Annotated in this window: 22 protein-coding genes; 6 read left to right on the plus strand and 16 right to left on the minus strand. The window is 60.3% G+C overall.

Annotated features, from left to right (window positions below):
- Positions 1 to 22: 22 nt before the first annotated feature.
- Genes C2846_RS01980 through tssA form a run of 9 tightly spaced genes read right to left on the minus strand, consistent with a single transcriptional unit; the run spans position 23 to position 11,286 of the window.
- A complete protein-coding gene (locus C2846_RS01980; protein WP_080051712.1) occupies positions 23 to 1,570 on the minus strand; it encodes a sigma-54 interaction domain-containing protein in 1,548 nt (515 codons plus the stop codon).
- Positions 1,571 to 1,580: 10 nt separating this feature from the next.
- On the minus strand, positions 1,581 to 4,211 hold the full coding sequence (gene tssH, locus C2846_RS01985) for a type VI secretion system ATPase TssH (RefSeq protein ID WP_119700556.1): 2,631 nt from the start codon (positions 4,209 to 4,211) through the stop codon (positions 1,581 to 1,583).
- A 12-nt stretch (positions 4,212 to 4,223) separates the two neighbouring features.
- Positions 4,224 to 5,231, minus strand: coding sequence for a type VI secretion system baseplate subunit TssG (gene tssG / locus C2846_RS01990; protein ID WP_119700557.1), 1,008 nt, complete (start codon positions 5,229 to 5,231; stop codon positions 4,224 to 4,226).
- A complete protein-coding gene (gene tssF, locus C2846_RS01995) occupies positions 5,195 to 6,985 on the minus strand; it encodes a type VI secretion system baseplate subunit TssF (RefSeq protein WP_119700558.1) in 1,791 nt (596 codons plus the stop codon). Before tssF ends, tssG begins: the two co-directional genes overlap by 37 nt.
- A 25-nt stretch (positions 6,986 to 7,010) precedes the next feature.
- Positions 7,011 to 7,283 carry a PAAR domain-containing protein gene (locus tag C2846_RS02000; protein ID WP_080050246.1) on the minus strand — a complete coding sequence of 91 codons (273 nt, stop codon included), beginning with the start codon at positions 7,281 to 7,283 and terminating at the stop codon, positions 7,011 to 7,013.
- Between the two features lie 12 nt (positions 7,284 to 7,295).
- On the minus strand, positions 7,296 to 7,700 hold the full coding sequence (gene tssE / locus C2846_RS02005) for a type VI secretion system baseplate subunit TssE (RefSeq protein WP_119700559.1): 405 nt from the start codon (positions 7,698 to 7,700) through the stop codon (positions 7,296 to 7,298).
- A 6-nt stretch (positions 7,701 to 7,706) separates the two neighbouring features.
- On the minus strand, positions 7,707 to 9,182 hold the full coding sequence (tssC, locus tag C2846_RS02010) for a type VI secretion system contractile sheath large subunit (protein WP_080050248.1): 1,476 nt from the start codon (positions 9,180 to 9,182) through the stop codon (positions 7,707 to 7,709).
- A gap of 21 nt (positions 9,183 to 9,203) precedes the next feature.
- A complete protein-coding gene (tssB, locus tag C2846_RS02015; RefSeq protein WP_080050249.1) occupies positions 9,204 to 9,710 on the minus strand; it encodes a type VI secretion system contractile sheath small subunit in 507 nt (168 codons plus the stop codon).
- A gap of 16 nt (positions 9,711 to 9,726) precedes the next feature.
- Positions 9,727 to 11,286 (minus strand): type VI secretion system protein TssA, encoded by a 1,560-nt coding sequence (gene tssA, locus C2846_RS02020; protein ID WP_080050250.1) that lies wholly within the window; start codon positions 11,284 to 11,286, stop codon positions 9,727 to 9,729.
- 405 nt (positions 11,287 to 11,691) lie between these two features.
- On the opposite strand from tssA, the gene C2846_RS02025 reads away from it, so the two are divergent.
- Complete coding sequence (locus C2846_RS02025; protein ID WP_240638130.1) at positions 11,692 to 13,164, plus strand: helicase HerA-like domain-containing protein; 1,473 nt, start codon at positions 11,692 to 11,694, stop codon at positions 13,162 to 13,164.
- Here C2846_RS02025 and C2846_RS02030 read toward each other — a convergent pair.
- The 5 genes from C2846_RS02030 to C2846_RS02050 form a co-directional block, all read right to left on the minus strand.
- On the minus strand, positions 13,148 to 14,071 hold the full coding sequence (locus C2846_RS02030) for a PA2778 family cysteine peptidase (RefSeq protein WP_231705507.1): 924 nt from the start codon (positions 14,069 to 14,071) through the stop codon (positions 13,148 to 13,150). The genes C2846_RS02025 and C2846_RS02030 overlap by 17 nt on opposite strands.
- A gap of 2 nt (positions 14,072 to 14,073) precedes the next feature.
- Positions 14,074 to 14,478: a PA2779 family protein gene (locus tag C2846_RS02035; protein WP_373279451.1), complete on the minus strand. Its 405-nt coding sequence runs from the start codon at positions 14,476 to 14,478 to the stop codon at positions 14,074 to 14,076.
- A gap of 181 nt (positions 14,479 to 14,659) precedes the next feature.
- The gene (locus C2846_RS02040; protein WP_080050252.1) at positions 14,660 to 15,943 is read right to left on the minus strand and encodes an NAD(P)/FAD-dependent oxidoreductase; all 1,284 of its coding nucleotides are present in this window, start codon (positions 15,941 to 15,943) and stop codon (positions 14,660 to 14,662) included.
- A 93-nt stretch (positions 15,944 to 16,036) separates the two neighbouring features.
- Positions 16,037 to 16,525 carry a SprT family zinc-dependent metalloprotease gene (locus tag C2846_RS02045; protein ID WP_080050253.1) on the minus strand — a complete coding sequence of 163 codons (489 nt, stop codon included), beginning with the start codon at positions 16,523 to 16,525 and terminating at the stop codon, positions 16,037 to 16,039.
- Between the two features lie 67 nt (positions 16,526 to 16,592).
- Positions 16,593 to 17,060, minus strand: coding sequence for a flavodoxin family protein (locus tag C2846_RS02050; RefSeq protein WP_080050254.1), 468 nt, complete (start codon positions 17,058 to 17,060; stop codon positions 16,593 to 16,595).
- Positions 17,061 to 17,240: 180 nt separating this feature from the next.
- On the opposite strand from C2846_RS02050, the gene C2846_RS02055 reads away from it, so the two are divergent.
- Both C2846_RS02055 and ggpS read left to right on the plus strand, forming a co-directional pair.
- Complete coding sequence (locus C2846_RS02055; RefSeq protein WP_080050255.1) at positions 17,241 to 18,539, plus strand: MFS transporter; 1,299 nt, start codon at positions 17,241 to 17,243, stop codon at positions 18,537 to 18,539.
- A gap of 60 nt (positions 18,540 to 18,599) precedes the next feature.
- The gene (gene ggpS / locus C2846_RS02060; RefSeq protein ID WP_080050256.1) at positions 18,600 to 20,867 is read left to right on the plus strand and encodes a glucosylglycerol-phosphate synthase; all 2,268 of its coding nucleotides are present in this window, start codon (positions 18,600 to 18,602) and stop codon (positions 20,865 to 20,867) included.
- Positions 20,868 to 20,907: 40 nt separating this feature from the next.
- On the opposite strand, the gene C2846_RS02065 is transcribed toward ggpS, so the two are convergent.
- Positions 20,908 to 22,587 carry a choice-of-anchor I family protein gene (locus tag C2846_RS02065; RefSeq protein ID WP_276310918.1) on the minus strand — a complete coding sequence of 560 codons (1,680 nt, stop codon included), beginning with the start codon at positions 22,585 to 22,587 and terminating at the stop codon, positions 20,908 to 20,910.
- A gap of 12 nt (positions 22,588 to 22,599) precedes the next feature.
- Positions 22,600 to 22,779, minus strand: a complete 180-nt coding sequence (locus C2846_RS18785) for a hypothetical protein (protein WP_240638132.1) — start codon at positions 22,777 to 22,779, stop codon at positions 22,600 to 22,602.
- 126 nt (positions 22,780 to 22,905) lie between these two features.
- Between C2846_RS18785 and C2846_RS02070 the strand changes: the two genes are divergently transcribed.
- From C2846_RS02070 to ttcA, 3 genes are all read left to right on the plus strand, one after another.
- A complete protein-coding gene (locus tag C2846_RS02070; RefSeq protein WP_080050258.1) occupies positions 22,906 to 23,517 on the plus strand; it encodes a DNA-J related domain-containing protein in 612 nt (203 codons plus the stop codon).
- Positions 23,518 to 23,670: 153 nt separating this feature from the next.
- Complete coding sequence (locus C2846_RS02075; RefSeq protein WP_080050259.1) at positions 23,671 to 24,270, plus strand: Yip1 family protein; 600 nt, start codon at positions 23,671 to 23,673, stop codon at positions 24,268 to 24,270.
- A 115-nt stretch (positions 24,271 to 24,385) separates the two neighbouring features.
- A complete protein-coding gene (gene ttcA / locus C2846_RS02080; RefSeq protein ID WP_080050260.1) occupies positions 24,386 to 25,210 on the plus strand; it encodes a tRNA 2-thiocytidine(32) synthetase TtcA in 825 nt (274 codons plus the stop codon).
- Positions 25,211 to 25,221 lie beyond the last annotated feature (11 nt).

The following is a 25,221-nucleotide window of genomic DNA, read 5'->3' on the forward strand; positions in this document are numbered from 1 at the left end:
GAGGGTCAGGCTGAAATGGGCTTCATTGGCCGGATTGAACATGGTTCCTCTCCCTGGATTTCAGATCAGCCGGGCTGATATTGAGACGTTGCATACGGTAAAGAAGGGTGCGGCGCGGTAGCCCGAGCTCGCTGGCGGCGCTGGTCTGATTGCCCTGGTTGCGCTGCAGGCAGTCGAGCAACAGGTTGCGCTCCACACGCTCCATACGTTCACGCAAGCTCAGGCCGTTGGGCTGGCTGATGGTTTCCGGCAGGTTGAAGTGTTCGGGCAACAGCAGGTTGCCGTCGCACAGCAGCAGGGCACGGGCAATCAGTCCCTTGAGCTCGCGTACGTTGCCGGGGAAACTGTAACCGGCCAGATGCTCAAGGGCGCTGTCGGACCAGCGACAGATTTCGCGCTGCAGGAAGCAGCAGGCTTCATCGGCGAAATGCATGGCCAGTATGCGAATGTCTTCTCCACGTTCGCGCAGCGGTGGCAGCTCAATAGGGAAGTGGGTCAGGCGGTAATACAGGTCTTCGCGGAACTGGCCATCACGCACCTGAGCCTGCAGATCCTGATGGGTGGCGGCGATGATGCGCACATCAACCATGTGAGTGTCGCTGCTGCCCAGTGGCCGTACTTCGCCCTCCTGCAGTACGCGCAGCAGTTTGGCTTGCAGGGCCAGTGGCATGTCGCCGATCTCATCGAGGAACAGGGTGCCGCCATCGGCGCTGTCGATCAGGCCCCGGTGGTCTTTGTCGGCGCCAGTGAATGCCCCTTTGCGGTAGCCGAACAGCTCGCTCTCCAGCAGGTTTTCCGGGAGCGCGGCGCAGTTCTGGGCGATGAATGGCTGGGTGCGGCGAGAGCCATAGTCGTGGATGGCGCGGGCGACCAGTTCCTTGCCAGTGCCGGTTTCGCCGGTCAGCAGGACGGTGACCGGGTTGTGCAGGACCTTGCCGATCAACTGGTAAACCGCCTGCATGGCTGGACTGTCGCCGATCAGGCCATAGCCACGCGGATAGTTTGGCGCAGGTTCGCGTACTTCGGTGGTGGAGCTTTGGCCTTGCTGTACTTGTTGCAGCAGATGCAGTTGATGCAGGGCGAAGTTGCCAAGCAGTTGCAGGGAGTCGGCATAGCCATGAAGTTCCAGAGCCTCGTGGCTGGCCAGCAGTAGCAGCCCGGCAACATGTTGCTGGTCGTCGTGCAGGGGCAGGCACAGCAGGCTGCGCCAATCCGCGTTGGTGGCCGGCAGGAACGGGGTGGCATACAGGCTGTTGTCGAGCTGAGCGAGATACAGCACCTGGTTCTGGCACAGGCAGTACTGTAGCAGCTGCTGGTCGTTGTAGTCGCTCGATACGGTGTCTGCTTCGCGGCTGTGCGGCTGGCCGTCGAGCCACTCGGCGGCCAGGGTTAACTGGGTATGCGTGGCATCGAGCAGGAACAGTTGGCCCAGCGGACAGCCGGTCAGGCTGCTGGCGGCTTCGACCAAACGTTCCTGCAACTGACGACTGCCCCGACTGCCAGCCAGCGCGGTGAAGCGCGCGAGCAGGTCTTCGGCATAATGCAGCGGGTGCGTCAGCCGGTCGAACAGGGCAGGCAGTTTAAGCGAACTCACAGACCAGAGCCCCTTCGCCGTTGAGAGTGGCATGTACGTGACGGAGCGTACTGCCGCTAGCCATGGCATCCAGTAACTGGTCGACGATCTGCGGCTGCAACTGTTGATCTATCAGGTGATCGATCAGGCGTGCACCGCTGTCGCCGTAGTGACAACGTTCGACGAAATGCTCGACCAGGGCCGGACAGTGGCTAAAACCCAGTTGGCGACGTTGCAGACGATTGGCGAAACGCTCGAGTTTGAGGCTTACCAGCTCGCGCAACACCTCGCCGTCGACCGGGTAGTAGGGCACCACGCGCATACGCGCCAGCAGGGCGGGTTTGAAATGCCGGCTTAGCTTCGGGCGGATGGCCTGCTCCAGATCGTCGGCGGCTGGCCGCTGAGCTTCGGTACAGAGCTGGCTGATTTGCTCGCTGGCGAGGTTGGAGGTCATCAGAATCAGGGTGTTGCGGAAATTGATTTCCCGCCCTTCGCCGTCGTTGGCAACGCCCTTGTCGAAGATCTGATAAAACACGTTGAGTACGTCTGGATCGGCTTTTTCGATCTCATCCAGCAGGACTACCGAGTAGGGCTTCTGGCGTACCGCCTCGGTGAGCATGCCGCCTTCACCGTAGCCGACGTAACCGGGTGGAGCACCCAGCAGTCGCGAGACGCTGTGCTTTTCCTGGAACTCGGACATATTGATGGTGGTCAGGAAGCGCTCGCCACCGTACAGCAGGTCGGCCAGTGCCAGCGCGGTTTCAGTCTTGCCGACGCCGCTTGGACCTACCAGCAGAAACACCCCGGCGGGTGCATCCGGATTGTTGAGACCGGCCGCGGCTGCCCGCATGGCGCGATCAAGCGCCACTACAGCCTGTTCCTGGCCACGTACCCGGCGGCGCAACTCAGCGGCAAATTCGGCGACCTTGTTGTTGTGCTCGCGGGCCAATTGCTCAACGGGTACACCGGTCCAGTGGCTGATCACTTCGGCGACCAGCCGCGGGCAGACTTCATGGCTGACCAGGCGCGCCGGGGCTGGAACCGCCTGCAACTCGGCCTGCAGACTCGCCAGCTCGGCTTCGAGTGCGGCCAGATCAGTGGTGCTATCAGGCATTTGGTTGTCGGGTAGGTCGCCATCGGTGTCGGGTTCGTTGGCTTCAGTCTGGCTCAGACGCAGCTCGGCACATTGCTGGCGCAGGGTCAGCAGCCGGGTAGCCCGCTCGCGCTGTTGATTCCAGCTCTGCTCTAAGCTCAGCAGTTCATCCCGGGCCTGCTCCAGACGCTCCTGTAGTTGGGTCAACAACAGGCTGTCCAGCTCCAGGCCGGCCTGGTGGTCGCGCTGCTGAGCCTGCAACTGGCGCTCGCCTTCGGCAATTTCGCCGCGCAAGCGTTCGATGGCTTCCGGGGCGGAGGCCAGGCTGATACGTACGCGGGCGCAGGCGGTATCCAGTACGTCGACGGCCTTGTCCGGCAACTGGCGCCCAGCCAGGTAACGGGCCGACAGCTCGGCGGCAGCGACGACGGCATCGTCACGCAGATAGACGCCGTGACTGCGCTCGTACAGCGGGGCCAGTCCACGCAGGATAGTGACGGCCTCGCTGGTGGTCGGCTCGTGCAGCTGTACCGGCTGGAAGCGTCGGGCCAGGGCTGGGTCCTTTTCAAAGTACTTCTTGTATTCGCTCCAGGTGGTAGCGGCGATGGTGCGCAGCTCTCCCCGCGCCAGTGCCGGCTTGAGCAGGTTGGCGGCATCCGAGCCACCAGCCTGGCCGCCGGCGCCGATCAGGGTGTGGGCTTCGTCGATGAACAGGATGACCGGCTTGGCGGCTGCCTTGACCTCATCAATCACGCCTTGCAGGCGGCGTTCGAATTCCCCCTTGATACTGGCGCCGGCCTGCAACAGACCCAGATCCAGAGACAACAGTTCGACATCGCGCAGGGCCTCGGGGACCTCGCCTGCGGCGATTCGCAGAGCCAGTCCTTCGACGATGGCGGTCTTGCCGACACCGGCTTCACCCACCACGATGGGGTTGTTCTTGCGCCGCCGGGCGAGGATATCAATCATCTGGCGCAGCGCCTGGTCGCGGCACAGGACCGGGTCCAGCTTGCCGTCCCGGGCCTGGGCGGTAATGTTGTGGGTGAAGCGGCTCAGGGCCGAGTCGGCAGTCGCTGCCGGGGCGTTGCCCGTGGATTGTCCGGCCTGGGCGTAGTCGCTCAAACGCTCAGTGTGGATACTGTCGAGCATCGGCTGATAGCGACTGCCAACATAGCGAACCGGGTTGCGCAGCAAGCCGAGCAGCAGGGCAGCCTGATCGATGTGGGTTTGACCCAGCTCCAGATTGGCTACCAGCAGGGCATCCTGGAGCCATTGCACCAGTTCGCTGGCAAACGCCGGGCTGCGACTGCCATCACCCTCACCGCGGGGCTGCAGCAGCGTACGGAAACTGTCGATATCGGCTTCGGCGTCCAGCAGCGCTTTGTTCAGCAGACTGTTGGGCCGCTCAAGCAACACCAGCAGCAGGTCTTCGATCTGAACCTTATTGGCCGCACGCATGACGCAGCGTTCGGCGGCGGCTTCAAGATCGCGGCGGCTGTCCGCGTCCAGAGCCTGCACCAGTTTTTGGATATCTACATTGATCATGTTCATCAGTCCTTAATGAGTTCGTCCGGCCAGGGTGACTTCAGCGTCGCTGTCACGTTGGCCAATCCAAGAGGTCCAGCCCAGCCGGCAGTGGTTGTTGCGCCCCAGGTGAAGCTCGCGGATTTCTTCCTTGCGCAGTTGCAGGCGGATGTCATAGGCCAGCGGGTTGCGCAGGCTGAAGCGCACCAGAGCCAGCAGCGGCTGATAGGCACTGCCGGTGGGCAGAAAATCGTGGAAGCGGTCCCAGTCGAGTTCGCGAATGTGGATGCGGAATTTGCCGCTGCGATCACGCACGCTGTCGCCCAGTACCAGGCTGCTACCCAACTGGCTGTTGGCCAGGCCCAGGCGGTTGCGTTGTTCGGGCAGAATCTCAACCTGCCGTTCGACGCACTGTTCGATGTGCAGCGCCGCGTGTTTGAAGTAGTAACGCAATACGGCCGAGACCAGCGCGGCGGACTGGGCGCGCATGCTGAGCAGGCCGAGATAGGGCAGCAGACGCTTCCAGTTCAGCTCATTTGAGCTGCGCAGTGCCGGGTAGCCCAGACCGATCAGGGCGAACAACTGGGCGGAAAACCCGTCGTCGGCTCCTTCGCTGAAGCGGCGGTGATAGCGATACTTACGCCAGATCGGCAGCATCAGGCGTTGCAGTCGGTTGTTGAATAGGTCGAGAAAGTCCCGGGTCGGATTGCCAGTCAGGCTGTCGCCCAACGCCTGCTCACTGTAGAACGCAGGCAAAGGCGAACTTGAGCCGAACAGGCCGAGCACATTGACGCGTATCCGTGCGCGCAACTCCCCCTGCTCATGGAAGAATTCCACCTGCTCTATATCCGTGCCGGGAAAACCCATGCTCGGGTTGGCCTGGAATTCCAGGCGCTCGTACAGGGCGTCGTCGGTCAACTGCGGATATTCTTCACGCAGCCTTTGCAGTACCAGCAGAACACCCTGAAACAGGCTGTACTCGCGGATACTGCGACCGAGCCGGCTTAGAGCAGGGGCTGTTGCCCCATGCGTGGTGTCCATTGATACCGCTCTCCCTGGGTGGTTGAAACCTGCAACTCATGGAACGAGTTGAGGCTGGCATACAGTGCAAAGAATTGATCAAGTACCGAGGCGAACAGGAACAGATCGCCTTCGCCAAGAAAATTGTCGCCATCGATCAGCAGTTCGGTGCGGATGCCTCGAACAGGCAGGCCGTGGTGCAGACGATCTACATGACTGTGGGAAATCTTCTTCAGGCCTTCCAGCCGGCGCTGGCCGACTCGTGCCGCGTGCTGGTCGTAGTAACGCGGCAGGTCATAGGTTTCGAGGATCACCTTGAGTGCCTCGACATTGGCCAGCGACAGGTAATTCAGTGACATGTTGCTGATCAGCTTCCACAGAAAGTCACTATCCAGCGGTGGCGCGTAGCTGGGCGTGACCGTGCTGATATTGCGGAAGCTGAGATAGTCGGGGGTGTCTTCGCTGAGCCGGCAAATATCGCCGATGCCAAGCTGGCTCGGCAGATTCTGGTTGGTACACATCAACTCGATTGACAGCGTCTCATGTCGTTCGCTGCTGCGCGTCCCGAAGCTTAGGTAGGTCTCTAGCCCATCGCCCTGGATCGAGGGTGATTGACGCACGCTGTAGTGAGGTTTGGGCTCGGTGACATCAAAACTGTGGTCGTGCTCGAAGGATTCGAAAGGCACATAGTCCTCATAACCCATGCCGCCAGGCTTCCAGCCGGTGACGCGCTCGACCGAGTAGACGCCGCACTGCTGACTGGCATATTCGGCCGGGCGCAGCAGATAGTGATCCTGGCGTCCGTCGAGCCGGATTGGCGTGGCATCGTGGCTGAAAAGATTGACCACCGGGGTGCAATACAGGCGCACATTGTCGCTGCTCGGGCGGATTCGCTGGATACCGGCCTTGCGGATATGGCAGCGCAGCTCCAGGCCGGCGGCCTGTTGCAGCACGTCCTCGCCAGCGGTGCCAAGGCACTCCAGGCCATTTATGTCGACGAACAGGAACTTGTCTTCAAAGGCGAAGTATTCCTGCAGATAGCGGTAGCCGCTGAAGGTGTTGAGCGGGTAGGGGATCAGGGCCTGATTATCCTCGAACCCGGTTGGTTGGACCTGTTCGGCGGCCAGTCGCAGCGTGCTGGCAGTGGGGCCCTTATGCCAGGGCAGAGGCGTGCCCTGTTTGTCGAGCAGGACCAGTTCGATACCATCCAGATGCCGCAACAGACCCAGGTAGAGCATCTGGCTGATATAGCGCTCACCGGCAAGATGCAGGCGCAGGCGGCGCAGGGCCAGATCCTTCAGGTTGCCGTCGCAAACCATCGACAGCTTCAGGCTCAGCAGCGCGCCGTCGCCCTTGACCGAGTAATCCAGCTGGCTCAATTGCAGTGGCAGAACCTCGACCTCGCTGGTGGTGCGGAACTGGCAGTTGATTCCCTGTACGGGCACCGACTCGACCGGCGTGTCGCGCGCCACTCGGACGGCTGGCCCTGCGCGCTTTACCGGATCAAACTGCAGCATGCTGAAGGCCGGCAGTGGGCGCATATAGTTGGGCCACAGCAGATGCATCAGCGAGTGCGTCAGTTCAGGCAGTTCGTCATCCAGCTTCTGCCGCAGACGCCCGGTCAGAAAGGCGAAGCCTTCGAGCAGACGTTCGACATCCGGGTCCTTGCCGCTCTGGCCGAGGAACGGCGCCAGCGCCGGGTTACGCTCGGCAAAGCGCTTGCCCATCTGGCGCAGCGCGCTCAGCTCGCTTTGGTAGTAGTGGTTGAATGACACGCAACTATCCCTGTAGTGAGAACAACTATCCGATCAGTACGCTGCCTGAACCCTGGACAACGGTGTTGCCATGGTCGCCACTGCTGCCGATCACGGCGGCGGGCTTGCCATTGATCATTACGCTGGTGCTGACGCCGCCGACCAGGGTGCTGCCGCAGCCGGTCGGGTCGCCCATCCGGGCTGCCGGCAGGCCGTCGATCAGTACATCCGGCGAGCCGGCGCTGATCGGATTGTTGCCGTGGCCCTTCTTCGGGCAACTGGTAAGGTCGCCGACGCGTGCGGCGGGTTTGCCTGACATGGGTAACTCCTTTTACTGGACTCTGACTTGTCCGCTGCCGTCGAGGCTGGCGGAGAAGCTGACTTTCTGGCGTTGGCCGGCTACATCCAGCAGGCCTTCGATGGAGAAGCTCAGACACAGCGGGTCGTGACTGCGTGGCAGCGCAATGACACGTACATTGCGCAGCCGCGGTTCATAACGCTCGATAAAGCCTTCGATGGCTGTGCGTGCCTGTTGCAGAGCATCGTGCACGGACAGGCGCATGTCGTTGAGATCTGGCAGCCCGTAGTCGGGCAGGGTCTGCACGCTGCCGGCACGGGTGCTGAGCATCTGCGCCAGATGCCGGGACACGGACGCCGCAACGGCGTCCGTATGGCCGAGATCGACTCGTTGCGTGGCGTCACCGGCCAGGCGTTCAAACAGGCTGCCGTAACTCACGTCGGTTTATTCCTTGTCGAGCTTGCCGACCAGTGACAGGGTGAAGTCCGCCCCCATGTACTTGAAGTGCGGTCGCACGCTGAGGCTGACCCGGTACCAGCCCGGCTGTCCTTCAACGTCCGATACCACTACCTGGGCAGCGCGCAACGGGCGACGGCCACGGACCTCGGCATTCGGGTTGTCCTGGTCGGCAACGTACTGACGGATCCACTTGTTCAGTTCCAGCTCCAGGTCGGTACGCTCTTTCCAGGCACCGATCTGTTCACGCTGCAGCACTTTGAGGTAGTGGGCCAGGCGGTTGACGATGAACAGATAGGGCAACTGGGTGCCGAGGCGGTAGTTCAGTTCGGCGTTCTTGCCTTCTTCGCTGTTGCCGAAGAATTTGGCCTTCTGGGTCGAGTTGGCAGAGAAGAACGCGGCGTTGTCGCTGCCCTTGCGCATGGTCAGGGCAATGAAGCCTTCTTCGGCCAGTTCGTATTCACGGCGATCGGATACCAGCACTTCGGTGGGGATCTTGGTCTCGATCTCGCCCATGCTTTCGAAATGGTGCAGCGGCAGGTCTTCCACCGCGCCGCCGTTCTGCGGACCGATGATGTTAGGGCACCAGCGGAACTTGGCGAAGCTCTCGGTCAGACGAGTAGCGAAGGTGAAGGCGGTGTTGCCCCACAGGTAGTCTTCGTGGCTGCCGGCGACGTTTTCCTTGTAGACAAAGCTCTTGACCGGGTTCTCTTCCGGGTCATAGGGGTTGCGCAGCAAAAAGCGCGGCAGGGTCAGACCGACATAGCGAGAGTCTTCACGCTCGCGGAACGATTGCCACTTGGCGAACTGTGGGCCTTCGAAGTGATCCTTCAGATCCTTCAGATCCGGCAGCCCGGTAAAGCTCTCCAGGCCGAAGAACTTGGGGCCGGCCGAGGCGATGAAGGGGGCATGGGACATGCTGGCGACGCTGGCCACATGCTGCAGGGTTTTCATGTCCGGTGCGCTGGGGTCGAAGTAGTAGTTGGCGATCAGGGCACCCACCGGCTGGCCACCGAACTGACCATACTCGGCAGTGTAGACATGCTTGTAGAGGCCGGACTGAACGATGTCCGGGCTGTCTTCGAAGTCTTCCAGCAGATCCTGTTTGGAGGCGTTGATCAGCTCAATCTTGATGTTCTCGCGGAAGTCGGTGCGATCGACCAGCAGTTTCAGACCGCGCCAGGACGATTCCAGTGCCTGGAAGCTGGCGTGGTGAAGAATCTCATCCATCTGTTGGCTGAGTTTGGCGTCGATCTCGGCGATCATCCGGTCGACCATGGCCTTTTTCACAGGCTCCTTGTCGTTCTGCGGCTTGAGCAGCTCTTCGATGAAGGCCGAGACGCCGCGCTTGGCGATGCCGTAAGCTTCATCCTCAGGGCTTAGCCGGGTTTCGGCGATGATGCGGTCAAGAATACTGTCCTGGCCGGCGGCCTGGGTTTGATCCAATGCGGTTTGCGTGCTCATGGGCTAACGTCCTTGTCGGTCTCAGGTGTCGAGTTGGTCCTGGGCGGCCAGGCCCAGCTCGGTGAGGATGCGCTCGCGCGAATCGTCGTCGCTCAATACGCTTTCAATCGCCTTGCGGAAGGCCGGGGCATTGCCCAGTGGGCCCTTGAGGGCGACCAGCGCGTCGCGCAGTTCCATCAGCTTGCGCAGTTCCGGAACCTGCTCGACCAGACTGGCGGGGTTGAAGTCCTTCATTGAGTTGATGTTGAGGCCAACCGCCAGCTCATCGGCACCCGAATCGTCCTGTAGACGGTTGGGCACACTGAAGGTCAGGCTGAGTTCCTGCTTGGCCAGCACTTCATCGAAGTTGTTCTTGTCGATCGCGATCGGTTTGCGTTCTTCGATCTTGCGGTCGTCGGCCCGTTGGGTGAAGTCACCCAGGACCATGAGCTTCAAGGGCAGCTCAACTTCTTCCTGGGCCCCGCCGGTGTCCGGCTTGAAGGTGACATTGATACGTTCCTTGGGGGCTACAGAGCCTTCTTTGGCCATCTTCCTTCTCCATTACTTACGGCCCGAGGGCCTGATCCAGTACCGTCTCGAAATCGAGGTGGCACAGCCTGCGGTAGATCCCGTCTCTGCGTTCGCGCACAGCCGCATTCTGCGGCATCAGCTCGTAGCAGTTGTGCAGCAGGCGCAGCACAGTGATGACGAGATCCGGTTCCCAGTCTTCCAGAGCAGAGCCCCGGAGCACGTGGTCAAGTGATTCGAGTTGGGTTTTTGCCAGGTCGTACTTGCGTGCTTCAAAGCACAGGCGGGCACGGGCCAGTTGCCAGTGCAGGCGGGCCCGACCGCCACGTGCTCGTTGCAGGCCGTCCGCCAGGTGCTCGGCTGCGCCACGCAATCCGTCCTGGGCCAGGATTTGCTGGGCTTGCTGGTAGCCTTGTTCCCACTCGGCTTGATTGCCGTCGTGGTGGCTGGTGGCCGTGTTTGGTTTGGCGCTGCGGTTGCTGCCAAGGCTGCTCAGCCAGGCGCGGGTTTCGTTGTTGGCGAACGGCGTGCCGTCAAAGAAGCTCAGCGCCTCAAGGCCTGGCAAACGACGCAATAGTTGCGCCAGTTGCTGTTCCAGTTCCTGCATAGCCTGTTCGGCCTTGAGCGCGTTCAGGCACTGCCAAAGCAGGTATTGACCGTCGAGCCAGAACGGTGCCCGGGCCAGGCTGGTTTCAAGTTCCGGCAGCAGGCTGCTGTGCTGGCCCTGATTGATACGTTCCTGAAATGCCGCAAGGCGGTCATTGGGCAACCCGCGCAGGGCTGTCTTACCGGCGGCGTCGTGATCGGGCAAGTTGTCCAGTGGCAACCACAACAGCGTGCGTGACAGGCGGATGGCGCGCGGATCACCCGGGGTCTGGTTCTGCCACCATTGGCACAGCGGCCGGGCCTGCTCCTGCAGGGCGCGCAGGGCCTTGTGAGCATCACGGGTGCTGATGATCAGTTCGGGTGCGGTAGTGCCGACCAGGCTTGGTGGTGGGCTGATTGAGGCCGGATTCGCGGTGGCTGTGGTGCTTGGCGTCGCGCTGTCGCCCGCTGGTTGCTTCAACAAGGCTTGCAGGCGCCGGCACAGCGGCTGGAGGTGGGGGGCGTCATTGCCCAGTTGGGTGCTCAGGGTCTGATCCAGGCTGGTCAGGCTCTGGCACATCTGTTCAATCAGTTGGAGTTGCTCGGCGCTGGGTTTGTGTTCGCCCAGGGCCTGATCAAGACGCGGAGCAAGCCAGCCAAGGGCGGCGCTGCGGGTGCGTTGCTTGCGTGGATGCAGGTCATCCCAATGTTGCGTGCAGAGCTGTTCGAGCATGGCCAGCCCGGCGTGCAGGCCTGGCAACTGCTCACACTGGTACAGGCTCCAGGTTAGCCAGCAGGCGACGCGCAAATCCTTGGTTTGATGGCGCAACAGGGCTTCGGCCAGCTCCAGGACTTTCTTCCAGTCCGGGCCACCATTGAGGTGCAGGCCGGCAGCTTTTTCGAGCTCATTTTCGAGACTTTCAAACTCGGGTGAATAACGAGCGTCATCCCCGGCAAAGTTGTCGTCGCCGATTGCTGAGTGGGCCAGGGAAATATAATAGTCGGCGAGCATGTGAAGTTCGTCAGTCCTTGATAATGCTGTCCGGATAACTATCCAAGTTATCGCTGTGTGTGCCTTTGATCGCGCCAAGAGTTTTGCTTAATGTTGCAGCTCTATGATATTGCGCAACTTTTTGCACACTCGGTGTGCGCAACAATTTGCGCATTGGCGCCAGGCAAGGCGTATCCTAGTGGGGTGGCCTTGTCGAATCAAGGGATAAAGTGTGAACTGATTGGACTTTTATGGTGCTTGAAGGTGAATTGATATCAAGTTGTTATCGGGGTGAAATTAAGTTTGTAGTTTTGTGAACTTGTTGCTGTATTTTTTGCTGAATTCATGTTTGGGATTGTGTCGGGCGGCAGGTGGGCGGAACAGCGGCTATGCTCCATAGATCCTTTATACGCACCGGAGATCGCCATGAATGAGTCCCATGCGTCTGTCCTGTTGTTGGGGGCTGCCCAGTCCGAGAAGGTAGGGTTGCGCTTGCGCATGGCCAATCGTCATGGCCTGGTGGCCGGCGCCACGGGCACCGGCAAGACCATCACCTTGCAGGTAATGGCCCAGGGATTTTCCGAACTGGGTGTGCCGGTCCTGGTCCCGGACATCAAGGGGGACTTTTCCGGAATTGCCAAGCCTGGTGTCATGAGTCCAGGGTTGGAGCGGCGTGCTGCGGCTGTTGGTTTGAGCGATCTGGTGCCGGCAGCAGCCCCAGTGGTGTTTTGGGATGTGCATGGCCAGCAGGGACATCCGTTGCGTCTGACTATGGCGCAGATGGGGCCGGTTCTGTTGGCGCGTTTGCTCAACCTCAATGACACCCAGAGTGGTGTGCTGCAGATTGTTTTTCGAGTTGCCGACGACAATGGCTGGCTGTTGCTCGACCTAAAGGATCTGCAGGCCATGTTGGCCCATGTCAATGAACTACGAACGGAAATCGGGCCTCGCTATGGCAATCTGTCGCCAGCCAGTATTGGCGCCATACAGCGGGCTCTGCTGACGCTGGAAGCGCAGGGTGGCGCGGATCTGTTTGGCGAGCCGGCGGTCATGCTCGATGATTTTCTGCAAACCGATGAGCAGGGGCGTGGAGTGGTCAATATCCTGCATGCCGAGCGCCTGTACCGGGATAGCCCGCTGGCCTATTCAAGCATTTTATTGTGGTTGCTGTCAGAGCTGTTCGAGCAGTTGCCGGAGCAGGGCGATGCCGACAAGCCGAAGTTCGTGATGTTTTTCGATGAGGCGCATCTGCTGTTCAAGGATGTGCCCAAGGCGCTGGTTGACCGGATTGAGCAGGTGGTGAGACTGATTCGCTCCAAGGGCGTGGGGGTGTACTTCGTGACTCAGAGCCCGCTGGATATTCCCGAGGTCGTGCTTGGTCAGTTGGGAAACCGTGTTCAACATGCCCTGCGTGCCTTTACACCGCGCGATCAGCGAGCCGTTCGTGCGGCGGCGCAGACCTTTCGAGCCAACCCAGGCCTGGATTGCGAGACAGTGATAGCCGAGCTTGGCGTGGGCGAGGCTTTGGTGTCGGTGCTTGATGACAAGGGTGTGCCGACTCCGGTTGAGCGTGTGTTGGTGCGTCCGCCCGCGAGCCAGATGGGCCCGCTTACCGCGCAGGAACGCCGGGAGTTGCTGGCGGCATCGCCGTTGGCCGGGGTTTATGATCAGGTGCTGGATCGTGAGTCGGCCTATGAGATTCTCCGGGCCCAGGCTGAGCAGTCACTGAGGCAGCCTGCTACTCCGCCTGCCGGGCGAGCTCGCAAAACTGCCGAACCTGGTGCCGCACTCGGTGGAATGCTGGGGAATATGGGGCGGGCGGCAATGCGCAGCATTGGCACCCAGTTGGGGAGGCAGATTGCGCGGGGGCTGCTGGGGTCGCTCAGCGGGAAGCGCTAGCCGGGCATCTGGGCACAGGGCAGGCCTCTGGTGAGCTCTGCTCCAGGCATTCGCGGGTTTTGGCCGCTTCGTTTTCACAGCCCAGGGCTTCGAGCGTGACCAGCAGGTTGTTCCAGCCGGCGGACAGGCCTGGGTGGCGTTCCACCACCTGGCTGAACTGCTGCATGGCTTCGCGCGGTTTGTTTTGCGCCCAGGCGATGTTACCCAGGGCAAAGCCTGCTACCGGCTCGTCGGGCCAGTGTTTCTGGGCTGTCAGGTAGGCGGTAGTGGCGGTATCCAGGCGTCCAACCTGCTCCAGATCATTGGCTGCTCGCAGGTATGCCAGGGGCTCGGCGCTGGCCGGCAGCTGTTCGGGAGGAAGAGTAAGCTGCGCCCAGTTGTCGGCCCGGCGCCAGGTGCGCAGAAAAACCTTGAACGGCTCGCGCTGGGCCTGGTTCAGGCCGCTGTGCAGGATCAGCTCCTGGCTGTTGAGGTCATAACCAACCGCTACTGCGTAGTGCCACTGCGGGTACCAGTTGAACGCCAGATTCTGCATGACCAATACCGGGTTGCCTGCGGCCAGCTCGGCCAGCAGATTCTCCAGTTTGCCATTCAGGGGATAGACCAATAAGTCCTGCTCCCGGGCTGCGGCAACCATCTCGACTTGCAGGGTGCCCTGACGCTCGGGCAGATAGACCCTGTCCTTGAGTGTATCCGGTGAGGCTTCTATGCCGCGCTGGTTGAGCATCATGGCTAGCGAGGCTGGGCCGCACTGATAGGCGTCCTGGGGATGAAAGGGCACATCAAGCATCACCCGAGGTGGCAGGTGATCGAGTTGCTCGGGTGAGGGCAGGTGGAGCTGCCGCCCGGCGCAGGCTGACAGCAAAACTGCCAGCCCGAGCAGGGCAAGAGTGCGTAACAGGTTCAAGATCAACGGTTGATGCAGTTGACGAACTTGTAGACGTTGGTGGCGCAGAGCATGTCAGTGATGATGAAGATCACCAGAAACAGCACGATCACACCCAGCACGCCGGCACCGGCCGGGGCTTCATCAAGTTGGGCGTTGAAGTAGGCCAGTTCAGACGCGGTCAGGCTGTTGATGCGTTGCTCGACCTGGTCGGGGCTGACGCCCATGCTAGCCATTTTTTCCTGCACTGCCTGGTCGGCAAGCATGGCCTTGAGAGCGTCGCGGTCTACACTGAGCTGCTGGTCTGCGATCAGTTCGTGGGTGCCCACCATGGATGCCTGAACATGCAGACTGGTGAGACTGGTCAACATGAACAGCGCGGCCATCAGGATGGACAGGTAACGCTTGGTGGATTGCATGAACGTCATGGTGGGTACTCCTCGTTATGGGTTCGGGCGTCCTTATAGCTGACGACCCAGTGCAGCACTGGTACTGGCCTAGTGCTGCATTGAGCATAGCTGCTGCGCATAGGTCGACGTAATATCTGTGACTCCAAATTACCCCCAGGGTTCCTGGAGTATGCCGGCAATGTGATGCAAGTCACTGATTTTACACGCCGAGCTTGTCCCTCAGGTTGTAGTACCAGGCACCCATGGCGGTGAAAGGAATGCGCATCAACCGTCCGCCGGGGAAGGGGTAGTGGGGCAGTCCGGCAAAGGCGTCGAAACGTTCGGCCTGACCGCGCAGGGCTTCGGCCAAGAGCTTGCCGGCCAGATGGGTATAGGTAACGCCGTGGCCGCTGCAGCCCTGGGAGTAGTAGATATTGTTGCCGATGCGGCCCACCTGCGGCAGACGCGACAGTGTCAGCAGGAAATTGCCGGTCCAGGCGTAATCTATCTTCACACCCTTGAGTTGAGGGAAGGTCTTTTCCAGGTTGGGGCGGACCAGGCTTTCGATATTGGCTGGATCTCGTGCGCCATAAACCACGCCACCACCGAAGATCAGACGCTTGTCGGCTGACAACCGGTAGTAGTCGAGCAGGTAGTTGCAGTCCTCGACGCAGTAGTCCTGGGGTAGCAGGCTGCTTGCCAGCTCGGGATCGAGCGGCTCGGTGGTTACCACTTGGGTGCCGCAGGGCATGGACTTGGCCGCCAGTTGTGGCACCAGGTTGCCTAGGTAAGCGTTACCGGCGACAACCACGTAATCGGCTTTTACCTGGCCCTGTTCGGTGTGGACTACCGGACGTTCGCCCTGGTCAATGCGAATCACTTTGGACTGTTCGTGAATGATGCCGCCCAGCGATTCAACCGCGGCAGCCTCCCCAAGGACCAGATTGAGCGGATGAATATGCCCGCTGCTCATGTCGAGCATGCCGCCGACATAGCGGTCGGTATTGACCACCTCGCGGATTCGTTGGGCATCCAGCAATTCCAGCTGAGTGTGGCCGTAACGCTCCCACAGGGCTTTTTGCGCCTGCAGGTGCCCCATCTGCTTCTTGTTGAAGGCTGCGAATACGCCGCCATCTTTGAGGTCGCACTGAATGTTGTACTTGGCGATCCGTTCGCGAATGATGCGTCCACCCTCGAAAGCCATATCACCGATCAGGCGGGCCTGCTGAGCGCCTACGCTACGTTCGACTGCATCGATGTCCCGGCTATAGCTGTTGACGATCTGTCCGCCGTTGCGCCCTGAGGCGCCGAACCCGACCTTGGCGGCTTCCAGTACAGTAACCTTGAAACCGTGTTCAAGCAGGAACAGGGCGGTGGAAATACCGGTATAACCTGCGCCAATGATGCAGACGTCGGTCTCGTGGTTGCCGTTGAGCGGCGGCCGCTCAGGGCTGGGGTTGGCGGATGCGGCGTAGTAGGACGTGGTATGCGGCGTATAGGCCATGATGCACCTTTTGTTGAATATTTTTTACAATCTAGGCTGATGCTACCCCCTGAATGGGTTTATTGCCAGAGGGTGATCAAAAAAAATGACAGATCAGGTCTGTGTCTGCTGGCCAGTGAAGTGCAGCAGGTTGCCGCAGCGGCGGCACAGATATTGGCGCCCCTTGGTCACCCAGGCGTGGCGCTGGGCGGTAAACGGCAGGTGCTCGGCACAGCCGCAGCGGTACAGGTACTGGGTCGAGCGTCGGCGCGGTACCTGATACGTGTGGCAGCGCTGGGCGGGCAGGCCGTAGAGGTGGGTCATCAGTCCTTGCCATTCCCGGCCGTGAGGTTTGATCCGTGGGCCGTATAACTGGTGGGCAATCAGGTGAGCAACTTCGTGGGCCACGGTCTGACGCAGGAAGTCGGCGCTGTTCTGCCGGTACATCAGGGCATTGAAGCGCAAGCGGTTGTCATTCAGGTAGGCGACTCCCGCTCGCTGACCGCGCAGGTCGAGATCGACCCGAGGGCGAGGGAAATGGCGGCCGAAATGCTGTTCGGCCAGCCGATAGCAGTCTTCAAGGCGTTGCATGAGCTGGTCCATGCGCCAAGTATAATGCTGCTAAGGCCCGCTCCAGAAGCCTTGGCTCCCTTACGGGATGACCTGCAGGTCAGAAGATACTGTTATCCAGACCGGCAGCCACATACAGACCAAGGTCATAGGCCTGGTCGGCAAAGCTTTCCTGCCACTCGCCCTTGAGGATCAGAGGATCCTGGACCCATTGCCAGCGCAGACCCGTTACGATCGACTCGATTGCCCGGCGGGTTCCGGTGCCATCCATGCCGGCGCGGATGTACAGGGCGCAGGGTAGCCCTTGCTTTTTTTCCAATACCGGGTAGTAGCAGCGGTCAAAGAAGTCCTTGAGCGCTCCGCTCATGTAGCCGAGGTTCTCTGTGGTGCCGAGGATGATGGCATCGGCCTGCAGCACGTCTTCCGGCACCGCTTCAAGCGGCGGGCGCCAGAGTGCCTCGACCTGCTCGATATCGCTGTGGCTGGCGCCCTGCAAGACGGCTTCCACCAGCTTTCGAGTGTTCTCGGAAGGGGCATGAGCGACGATCAGCAGACGTTTGTTCGACATGGGGATTTCCGTTTTCGGTATGTTTCCAGTGTAGCGTTATCGGAGCCCGGGTTGGAGGTGTGTGGGTTTTCTTGGCGCTCCTGTTGCGGTATGGTTTTTAGAGTTAAATATAAATTACGCACCTTTTTCACCCGCCTACCTGCCTGGCACCGAAAACAACCGTATGGGAGATTCGGTTCCATGTTCAGACTGTTGTTGCCGATTGGCGCCTTGCTGACCGGGATTGCCTTGCTGCTGCTGGGCACCGGGCTGCTCAATACCCTGCTGGCTCTGCGCGGCAGCGCCGAGGGGTTCTCCGACCAGATGCTGGGGCTGCTTGGCTCTGCCTATTTCGTTGGCTTCATTGTTGGTACCTGGTTGTGCCCGCGACTGATCCGGCGGATGGGACATGTGCGGGCATTTGCCTTCTTTGCGGCAGCGACCTCGGTCTGCGTGCTGCTTCACAGTCTGCTGGTCGATGCGCCGGTCTGGCTCCTGTTACGAGTGGTCACCGGCGTGGCCCTGGTCGGGATCTACACGGTGATTGAAAGCTGGCTCAATACCCAGGCACCAAATGAGCACCGTGCGCAGGTGTTTGCCGCCTATATGGCAGTCAACCTGCTGGCGCTAGCCATGGCACAACAGCTTCTGCATCTGGATAGTCCGTTGGTCTTCACTTTGTTCGCCGTGGCGGCAATGCTGGTGGTGGTCGCCTTGATGCCGGTTGTCGCCACTCGTTTACCGCAGCCCGAGATCAGTGACACACCGGCCTTGCCGCTGGCCCGGATCTGGCAAGCGGCGCCTGTTGCCTGCGCCGGCGCACTGCTCTCGGGTCTGGCGATGGGCGGGTTCTGGGGCTTGGGTGCGGTTTATGCGGCCCGTATGGGGATGCAGACGGCGCAAATCGCGGGATTCGTGTCGCTGGTGATCATTGCTGGCGCGCTACTGCAGTGGCCCTTGGGCTGGTTGTCTGATCGTATCGACCGGCGCCGGGCAGTTTGTCTGGTTTCTGCGCTGGCGGCGCTGGGCGGGCTATTGATGGCGCTGCTTGGGCCTTTCGGTCAATGGTTGCTGGTCGCTGCGGCGGTGTTTGGTGCCGGCGCCTTTGCGGTCTATCCGACAGTGGTTGCTCACCTGGTTGATCATTTACACAAGGAAGATATTTTATCCGGCAATGCCGCGCTGTTGATGCTGCATGCACTGGGTGCCGCAGTGGGGCCAGCTTTGGCTGGGGCATTGATGGGGCTGACCGCTGCATTGGCCCTGCCGCTGTTTTTTACCCTCATGTTCGGTCTGTGCGCCGTGTATGCCTGGCAGCAGGTGCGTGCAGGACGCGATCGCATCGTTGAGGAGCCGGCCCACTTCGTGCCGATGTTGCGGACCTCGCCGACCGTACTGGAAATGATGCTGGACGAAGACCCGGAGGCCGCAGAGCAGCCGGTCAATCATGCGAAATCGCCCGAACCTGCCGACGAAGCGGACGAGCCAAGCCGCGGCTGAGCTGTCCGTTGTGTTTATGGCTCCGGCTGGTTGGCCGGGGCCGGAAGAGGGGAATCTGTCATGCTACTAGCTACCGACCTGGACGGCACTTTGCTGGCCGGCGATCCGGAAAATCGTCAGCGTCTGTATCAACTAATCAATGCCCATCCGGGTATCAACCTGGTTTTTGTCACCGGTCGCGGGCTCGAGGTGGTGGTCCCGCTATTGTCCGATCCGGCCATTCCTGCACCGGATTACATTATTTGCGATGTCGGTGCGACCATTGTCGATGGTCGGACTCTGCAGCCGGTCTATCCGTTGCAGCAAATGATTGAGGACTGCTGGCCTGGGGAACTACAGGTGTTGGCCGCGTTGGCTGATAAGCCAGGGTTGGAGCGTCAGTCCGTGCCACAACAACGGCGCTGCTCGTTTTTTTGCAGCCCCGAGGCGGTGACCGAACAGTTGCAGGCCCTGGCTAGCGAGCTCGGTTGTGACCTGTTGTTTTCGGCAGGCATGTATCTGGACTGTTTGCCACGGGGGGTTAACAAAGGGAGTACTCTGCGGCGTCTGGTCGAGCATTTGCAGATTGCTGTCGATGATGTGCTGGTGGCAGGCGATACCTTAAATGATCTGTCGATGTACGAGCAGGGTTTCAAGGGGGTTTGTGTTGGAGATTCAGAAGCCGGTCTGCTGGAAGCCACGACTGAGCAAGCCAGGGTGTTGCATGCGCGCCTGAGCGGTTGCGGCGGCATTCTCGAGGCTTTCGCTCACTTTGGTTTTCTTGGCCCTCAGGGGGTTGACTCGGAGTTGCCCGATCTGGAGATCAAGGGCAAGGCTGACCTGGTGATGGTCTATCACCGGTTGCCCTATGAAGAAGGGCTTGAGCAGGGTCGACTGGTGCGCCGGCCACCGTCTTCGCCCAACGGTATCATTCCGACCCTGCTGAGCTTTTTTGCTCAGGATCGACGGGGTTCCTGGGTTGCCTGGTCGACCCATGAGCCGCGTCTGGGGCAGGCCTTTGAAGTTCATACGCCGGTCGACTCAGGTCGCTACCCGCATCTGGTTGCCGCAAGGGTAGCCTTGACCAAGCAGGATGTAGACGTGTTCTACAAGCGCTTCTCCAAGGAGGCTTTCTGGCCAACCCTGCATACCTTCTGGGAGCGTGCCCAGTTTTGCGAAGAAGACTGGCAGGTGTTTCTCAAGGTCAACCGGCTGTTTGCCGAACGCACAGCCGCCGAGGCCGCCGAAGGTGCGACGGTCTGGTTGCATGACTACAACCTGTGGATGGTGCCGGCGTTCTTGCGACCGCTGCGTCCCGATCTGACCATTGCTTTCTTTCACCATACCTATTTCCCCTCGGCGGATGTGTTTAACGTTCTGCCCTGGCGACGGGAGATAGTTGGCAGCTTGTTGCAGTGCGATTACATCGGTTTTCATATTCCGCGACAGGCGGAAAATTTCGTTGATGTGGCGCGTGGCGTTGCGCCGGTCGAGGTGTTGGATTCCATGGACTGCGCGCCGCGTTTCCTGACCTACGGCTGCGCGGTGGGTTTGGACAGGATGACCACGGCGATCATGGTGCATGGCCGGCGAATTGGCTTGGGGGCGCACCCGGTAGGGCTGGATGTGGCTCGGGTGGGAGCGATAGTCGAATCGTCGCAGTGTCAGCAGTTGATGCAGCGCCTGCGTGAGCAACTGCATGGGGTGCGAGTAGTGCTGTCGGTGGAGCGACTGGATTACACCAAAGGCACTCTGGAAAAGCTGCTGGCTTTCGAGGCATTACTTGAGGCTCATCCGGAACTGGTAGGAAAGGTCAGTCTGTTGACCGTCTGCGTGCCGGCGGCACGGGAAATGACTATCTACGATGAGCTGCTGACCCAGATCGAGCGTGCGGTCGGACGCATCAATGGCCGATTCTCCCGGGTTGGTTGGGTGCCGGTGCAGTTCTTCTATCGGGCGTTTCCGTTCGATGAGCTGGTGGCCTACTACCTGATGGCCGATGTGATGTGGATTACGCCCCTGCGCGATGGACTTAACCTGGTGGCCAAGGAATATGTCGCTACTCAGGGCTTGTGTCAGGGGCAGGGTGTGTTGGTGTTGTCCGAGTTTGCCGGGGCGGCAGCGGAATTACATGGTGCCTTGCGTACCAATCCACATGACCCTAATGATCTGCGCGATACCCTGTATGTGGCCCTGGCTTTGGGGCAGGCCGAGCGGCGGGCGCGGCTGCGTGAACTCTATGCCTGTGTCTGTCACAACGATATTCAGCGCTGGGGCGATGAGTTTCTGCAGGCGGTGGCAGCCATGAAACGGCAGGAGTCAGGTCAGGGCGCTGACCAGGCGGCCTGAAAACCAGCGCCGGGCACAACAGTGCCCGGCGCTGATTGACTCAGTCAGCGAACAATTGGTCAATCTGATAGATCGCTGTGGTGCCGCTGACTTCGTTACCGATGATCAGCAGGGGTTCACCATTGGGGGAGTCGTTGGCGGCTACGAATACCAGACCTTCTGCGCCCAGGTCCCCGACGTTGGCCAGGTTGGTTTGCGGATCACTCACCCAGTCTTCACGGGTGTTGAGGTAGTCGACGAAGTGCGGCGCTTGCGGGGAGCTGATGTCATAAACGATTACGCCACCCATGCGCTCAAGACCAATAAAGGCATAGGTCTTTTCTCCCAGCTTGCCAATGGCGACACCTTCGGGTTCGGGGCCTTTGTTGTCGCTGCGGTTGTCAAAGCTGTCGCCAGCGCTGTGGTTGGAGTTGAAGTAGTCACGACAAGGGGTGTCCCGCAGTGCCCCGGTACGGCACTCGTCGCTGGCCAGAAACTGCTCGAATTGATCAGCGGAATCCCAGATCAGATTGGCGTTTTCATCCCAGATAGAGAAGGAGCGGGCGCCGAAGGCGTAGATCTGGTCATACATGATCCGGTCACCGGCCGGGTCCGGGTTGCCATTGCTGTCGAACATCACCGGGTTGCCGCTGGCATCCTTACGGTAGCCATCGACCCAGCTAACGGTCAGGCGACCGAGCAGGTCGTCTTCGCGGCAGTCGCCAGGCTCACCAGCGCTGGCGCCGCAATAGCCGAACACCTCGGGGTTGAGCAGTGCGCCTGCGGCCAGGGCATGCAGGTGCGGCGGCATGTCGTCGCCGACCCGGCGAGCAAAGCCGCTGCGGTGAACCAGGTGCTTGAGGCGGATTTCCTCGACAAAACCCTGACTGGCATCGCCATCCCAGTAGGCCTGGTTGGTTTCACCCCAGGCGCGGGCGTCACCTTCGTTGGCGGTGACGATGTAGGTTGCGCCATCGACGCTGTAGGCCGCGATGCTGTCAGGGTGGTACATGCCGACGACGCCGGGCCAGGTGCGGATGTCGATGACGCCGTCAGTATCGCTGGCATCGATGCCGTTGCCGTCCAGACCATGGTCCTTATAGCCCAAGGGCAGTACGTCGGTGATGGTGGCGCTGGCGATATCCAGCTTGGCCAGGGCGTTGTTTTCCTGCAGGGCGACCCAGGCGGTAAGGCTGTCAGCCGAGACGGCGATGTATTCCGGCTCCAGGTCCTGAGCCACACTGGCATTGGGGCCAAAAATCCGTACTCCCTGGTCGATCAACGCCTGCTTCTGGTCATTGAAAGCCTGGAAACCGGCCGTACGAACGCTGACGATCTGCTGGCCGTCCAGCTCGATCACGCTGACGGAGCCTTCCGGGTCAACACTGTAGTCGTCGCTAGGCTCGCCCTCGTTGGCGACCAGCAGATAGCGTCCGTCCGGGGTGAACGTCAACATGTCGGGCTGGGCGCCGACTTGGGTGTGATCGAGTATGCTCAGGTCATTGGTGTCGACCAGCACCGCGTAACCGTTGTCGGTCTTGTTGGCGGCTTCAACGGCCACGGCCAGCAGACCGTCACGGTAGGCCACGCTGTTGACCACGGCGCCGGGGGCGATGGTTTCCATGGTCAGGGTCTGAATCAGGCTGGGGTTGCTCAGGTCGCTGGCATCGAGCACGTCGATGGCGCCGTTCTGGGCATTGACCACGAAAATTTGCCGGTTGATCGGATCAAAGGCCGGGATTTCAGCCGCGCTTTAGCCGAAGATACCGGAGCTGTAACGGCCCAGGAAACTGAGCGAGATGCTTTCCGGGGTCAGTTCCGGTGCGGGGGCTGGCGGCTCCTCGGGATTACTGCGATTGCTGCTGCCGCTGTTGCAGCCAGCCAGGCCCAGGGCCAGGGCCGTACCGGCGGCGATGATCCACTTATTGTTCATGTTGGGTCCTTGAGAGGTAAGAAAGAGCGGCAACAGTGATACCCCGTGCTGGTGACATGGGCATGTCAGCCTGATGTCGATCCAATGACATTCGGAGCATTGGGGTTGGGCTGATACACTTGAGCAATGACCGTTTCCACTGCCGACCAGTTACTCCCGCCAGATTTTGATGAAGCCGTGCTGGCTGTGCTCAGAACGCACCCCGCCGGGATCGGCGAGTACCGCCTGATTGGCCTGCTGGCCGAGCGCTTTCCTGAGTCGTTATTCGCTACCCCGGGTGCCTTGCGCGACCCGCTGCGGCTGTTTCAGGTGCATTTTCTGCTGTTTCACGCGCTGTACCGGTTGTCCGACCGCCTGGCCGAATGCGGGCAGCAATTGCGCATTCATGCCCTGAGCATTGTGCTTGAGAGGCGTCGGGATAGTGGGCCGGGGCTCTGTGAGCCAGATCCCTTGCGCAGCTATTACCTGGATTGGCAGCAGTGGGTCACAACCCACCGTGAGGATGTTGAGCGACTGCTGAGTCAGTTCAGGGCGATGCCGGCAGCCATTTCTGCTCAGGCAAGAGGCCAGGCCCTGGCCTTGTTTGAACTTCCCGACCCAGCCTGCCCCAAGGCGATTAAGCGCCGCTATCGAGAGTTGGTGAGTCGTCACCACCCCGACCGGGGAGGTGATACCGCGACCCTGCAAGAGATCAATGAAGCTCTGTTAATTCTGCAACGCTATTACGGGAAAGCCTGAAGTCGCCAATTCCTCTAAGCGGGGAGGCTTTTTTTGGCCATTTTTTGGCTATAGTCGAGTACAAGGGCTGCGACACGCTGTCGCACCTGTTCACCCGTTGCTGGGGGGCGTATACCACGACAGCGGGGCAGATAATAATCAGGAGGTCAGACCATGATCCATCACGTATTGGGGTTGTTCACTCATCCGGATCAGGAGTGGAAGGAGATCAAGGGTGAGGAAGAAAGCATTGGTCACATGTATCTTACTCATGTGCTGATTCTGGCAGCCATTCCGGTGGTCTCAGCCTATATCGGCACGACCCAGGTGGGCTGGACCATCGGCACGGCTGAAGCGGTCAAGCTAACCCAGGCCAGTGCGTTGCAGATGACGGCCTTGTCCTATCTGGCGATGCTGGCCGGTGTCGCGGTAATGGGCGCCTTTATCCACTGGATGGCCCGCACCTACGACTCCAGCCCGACGATCACCGACTGTGTAGTATTTGCTGCCTACACCGCCACTCCGCTGTTTATCGGAGGGTTGGCCGCGCTGTATCCGAGTCTGTGGCTGGGCATGATCGTTGGTACAGCGGCCATTTGCTATACCGTCTACCTGCTCTATCAGGGCATCCCGATCTTCATGGATATTCCCAAGGAAGAAGGCTTCCTGTTCTCCAGTTCGATTCTTGCAGTTGGTCTGGTGGTGCTGGTGGCGATGATTGCCACCGCCGTGATCTTCTGGGGCTTCGGTGTGGGGCCTGTGTACCTGCGCTAAGCTCGAGAGAGACAACGCCCCCGCTGGTCGCAAGGTCAGCGGGGGCGTTGTTTTTATGGCGGGCGATTGCGGTTAAAATAGCCGGCTTTGCCAATCATGTGGATGTGTTTGCGCCATGACCAGTTTGAGTGTCAACCAGAATAAGTTGCAGAAACGCCTGCGTCGCCTGACCGCTGAGGCGGTCACCGATTACAACATGATCGAAGAGGGCGACAAGGTGATGGTGTGCCTGTCCGGTGGCAAGGACAGCTACACCCTGCTGGACATGCTGCTGTATTTGCAGAAGGTTGCGCCGATCCGTTTTGAGCTGGTGGCGGTCAACATGGACCAGAAACAGCCGGGTTTCCCCGAAGAGGTGTTGCCGGCCTATCTGGACAGCATTGGCGTGGCTTACCACATCCTCGAGCGAGATACCTACTCGATCGTCAAGGAGAAGGTGCCGGAAGGCAAGACCACCTGTTCTCTGTGTTCGCGCCTGCGTCGCGGCAACCTGTATACCTTTGCCGACGAGATCGGGGCAACCAAGATGGCGCTGGGTCACCACCGTGATGACATCGTTGAAACCTTTTTCCTGAATATGTTTTACGGCGGCAACCTCAAGGCCATGCCGCCCAAACTGCGTTCCGATGATGGCCGCAATGTGGTGATCAGGCCGTTGGCCTACTGCAATGAGAAAGACATTGCCGCCTATGCACGGATGCGCGAGTTCCCGATCATCCCATGCAACCTCTGCGGGTCGCAGGAGAACCTGCAACGCAAGGTGGTCAAGGAAATGCTGCAGAACTGGGAACGCGAGACTCCCGGCCGGGTCGAGAACATCTTCCGGGCACTGCGTAATGTTCAACCCTCGCAGTTGGCTGACCCGAAGCTGTTTGACTTTGTCAGCCTGCAGATCGATGAGCAGGCCACGCCGCGCTTTGTCAATGTGATGAATCTCTGACCGCCAGAGCC

It is taken from the genome of Pseudomonas jilinensis (assembly GCF_003586265.1).
Lineage (GTDB): Bacteria > Pseudomonadota > Gammaproteobacteria > Pseudomonadales > Pseudomonadaceae > Halopseudomonas > Halopseudomonas phragmitis.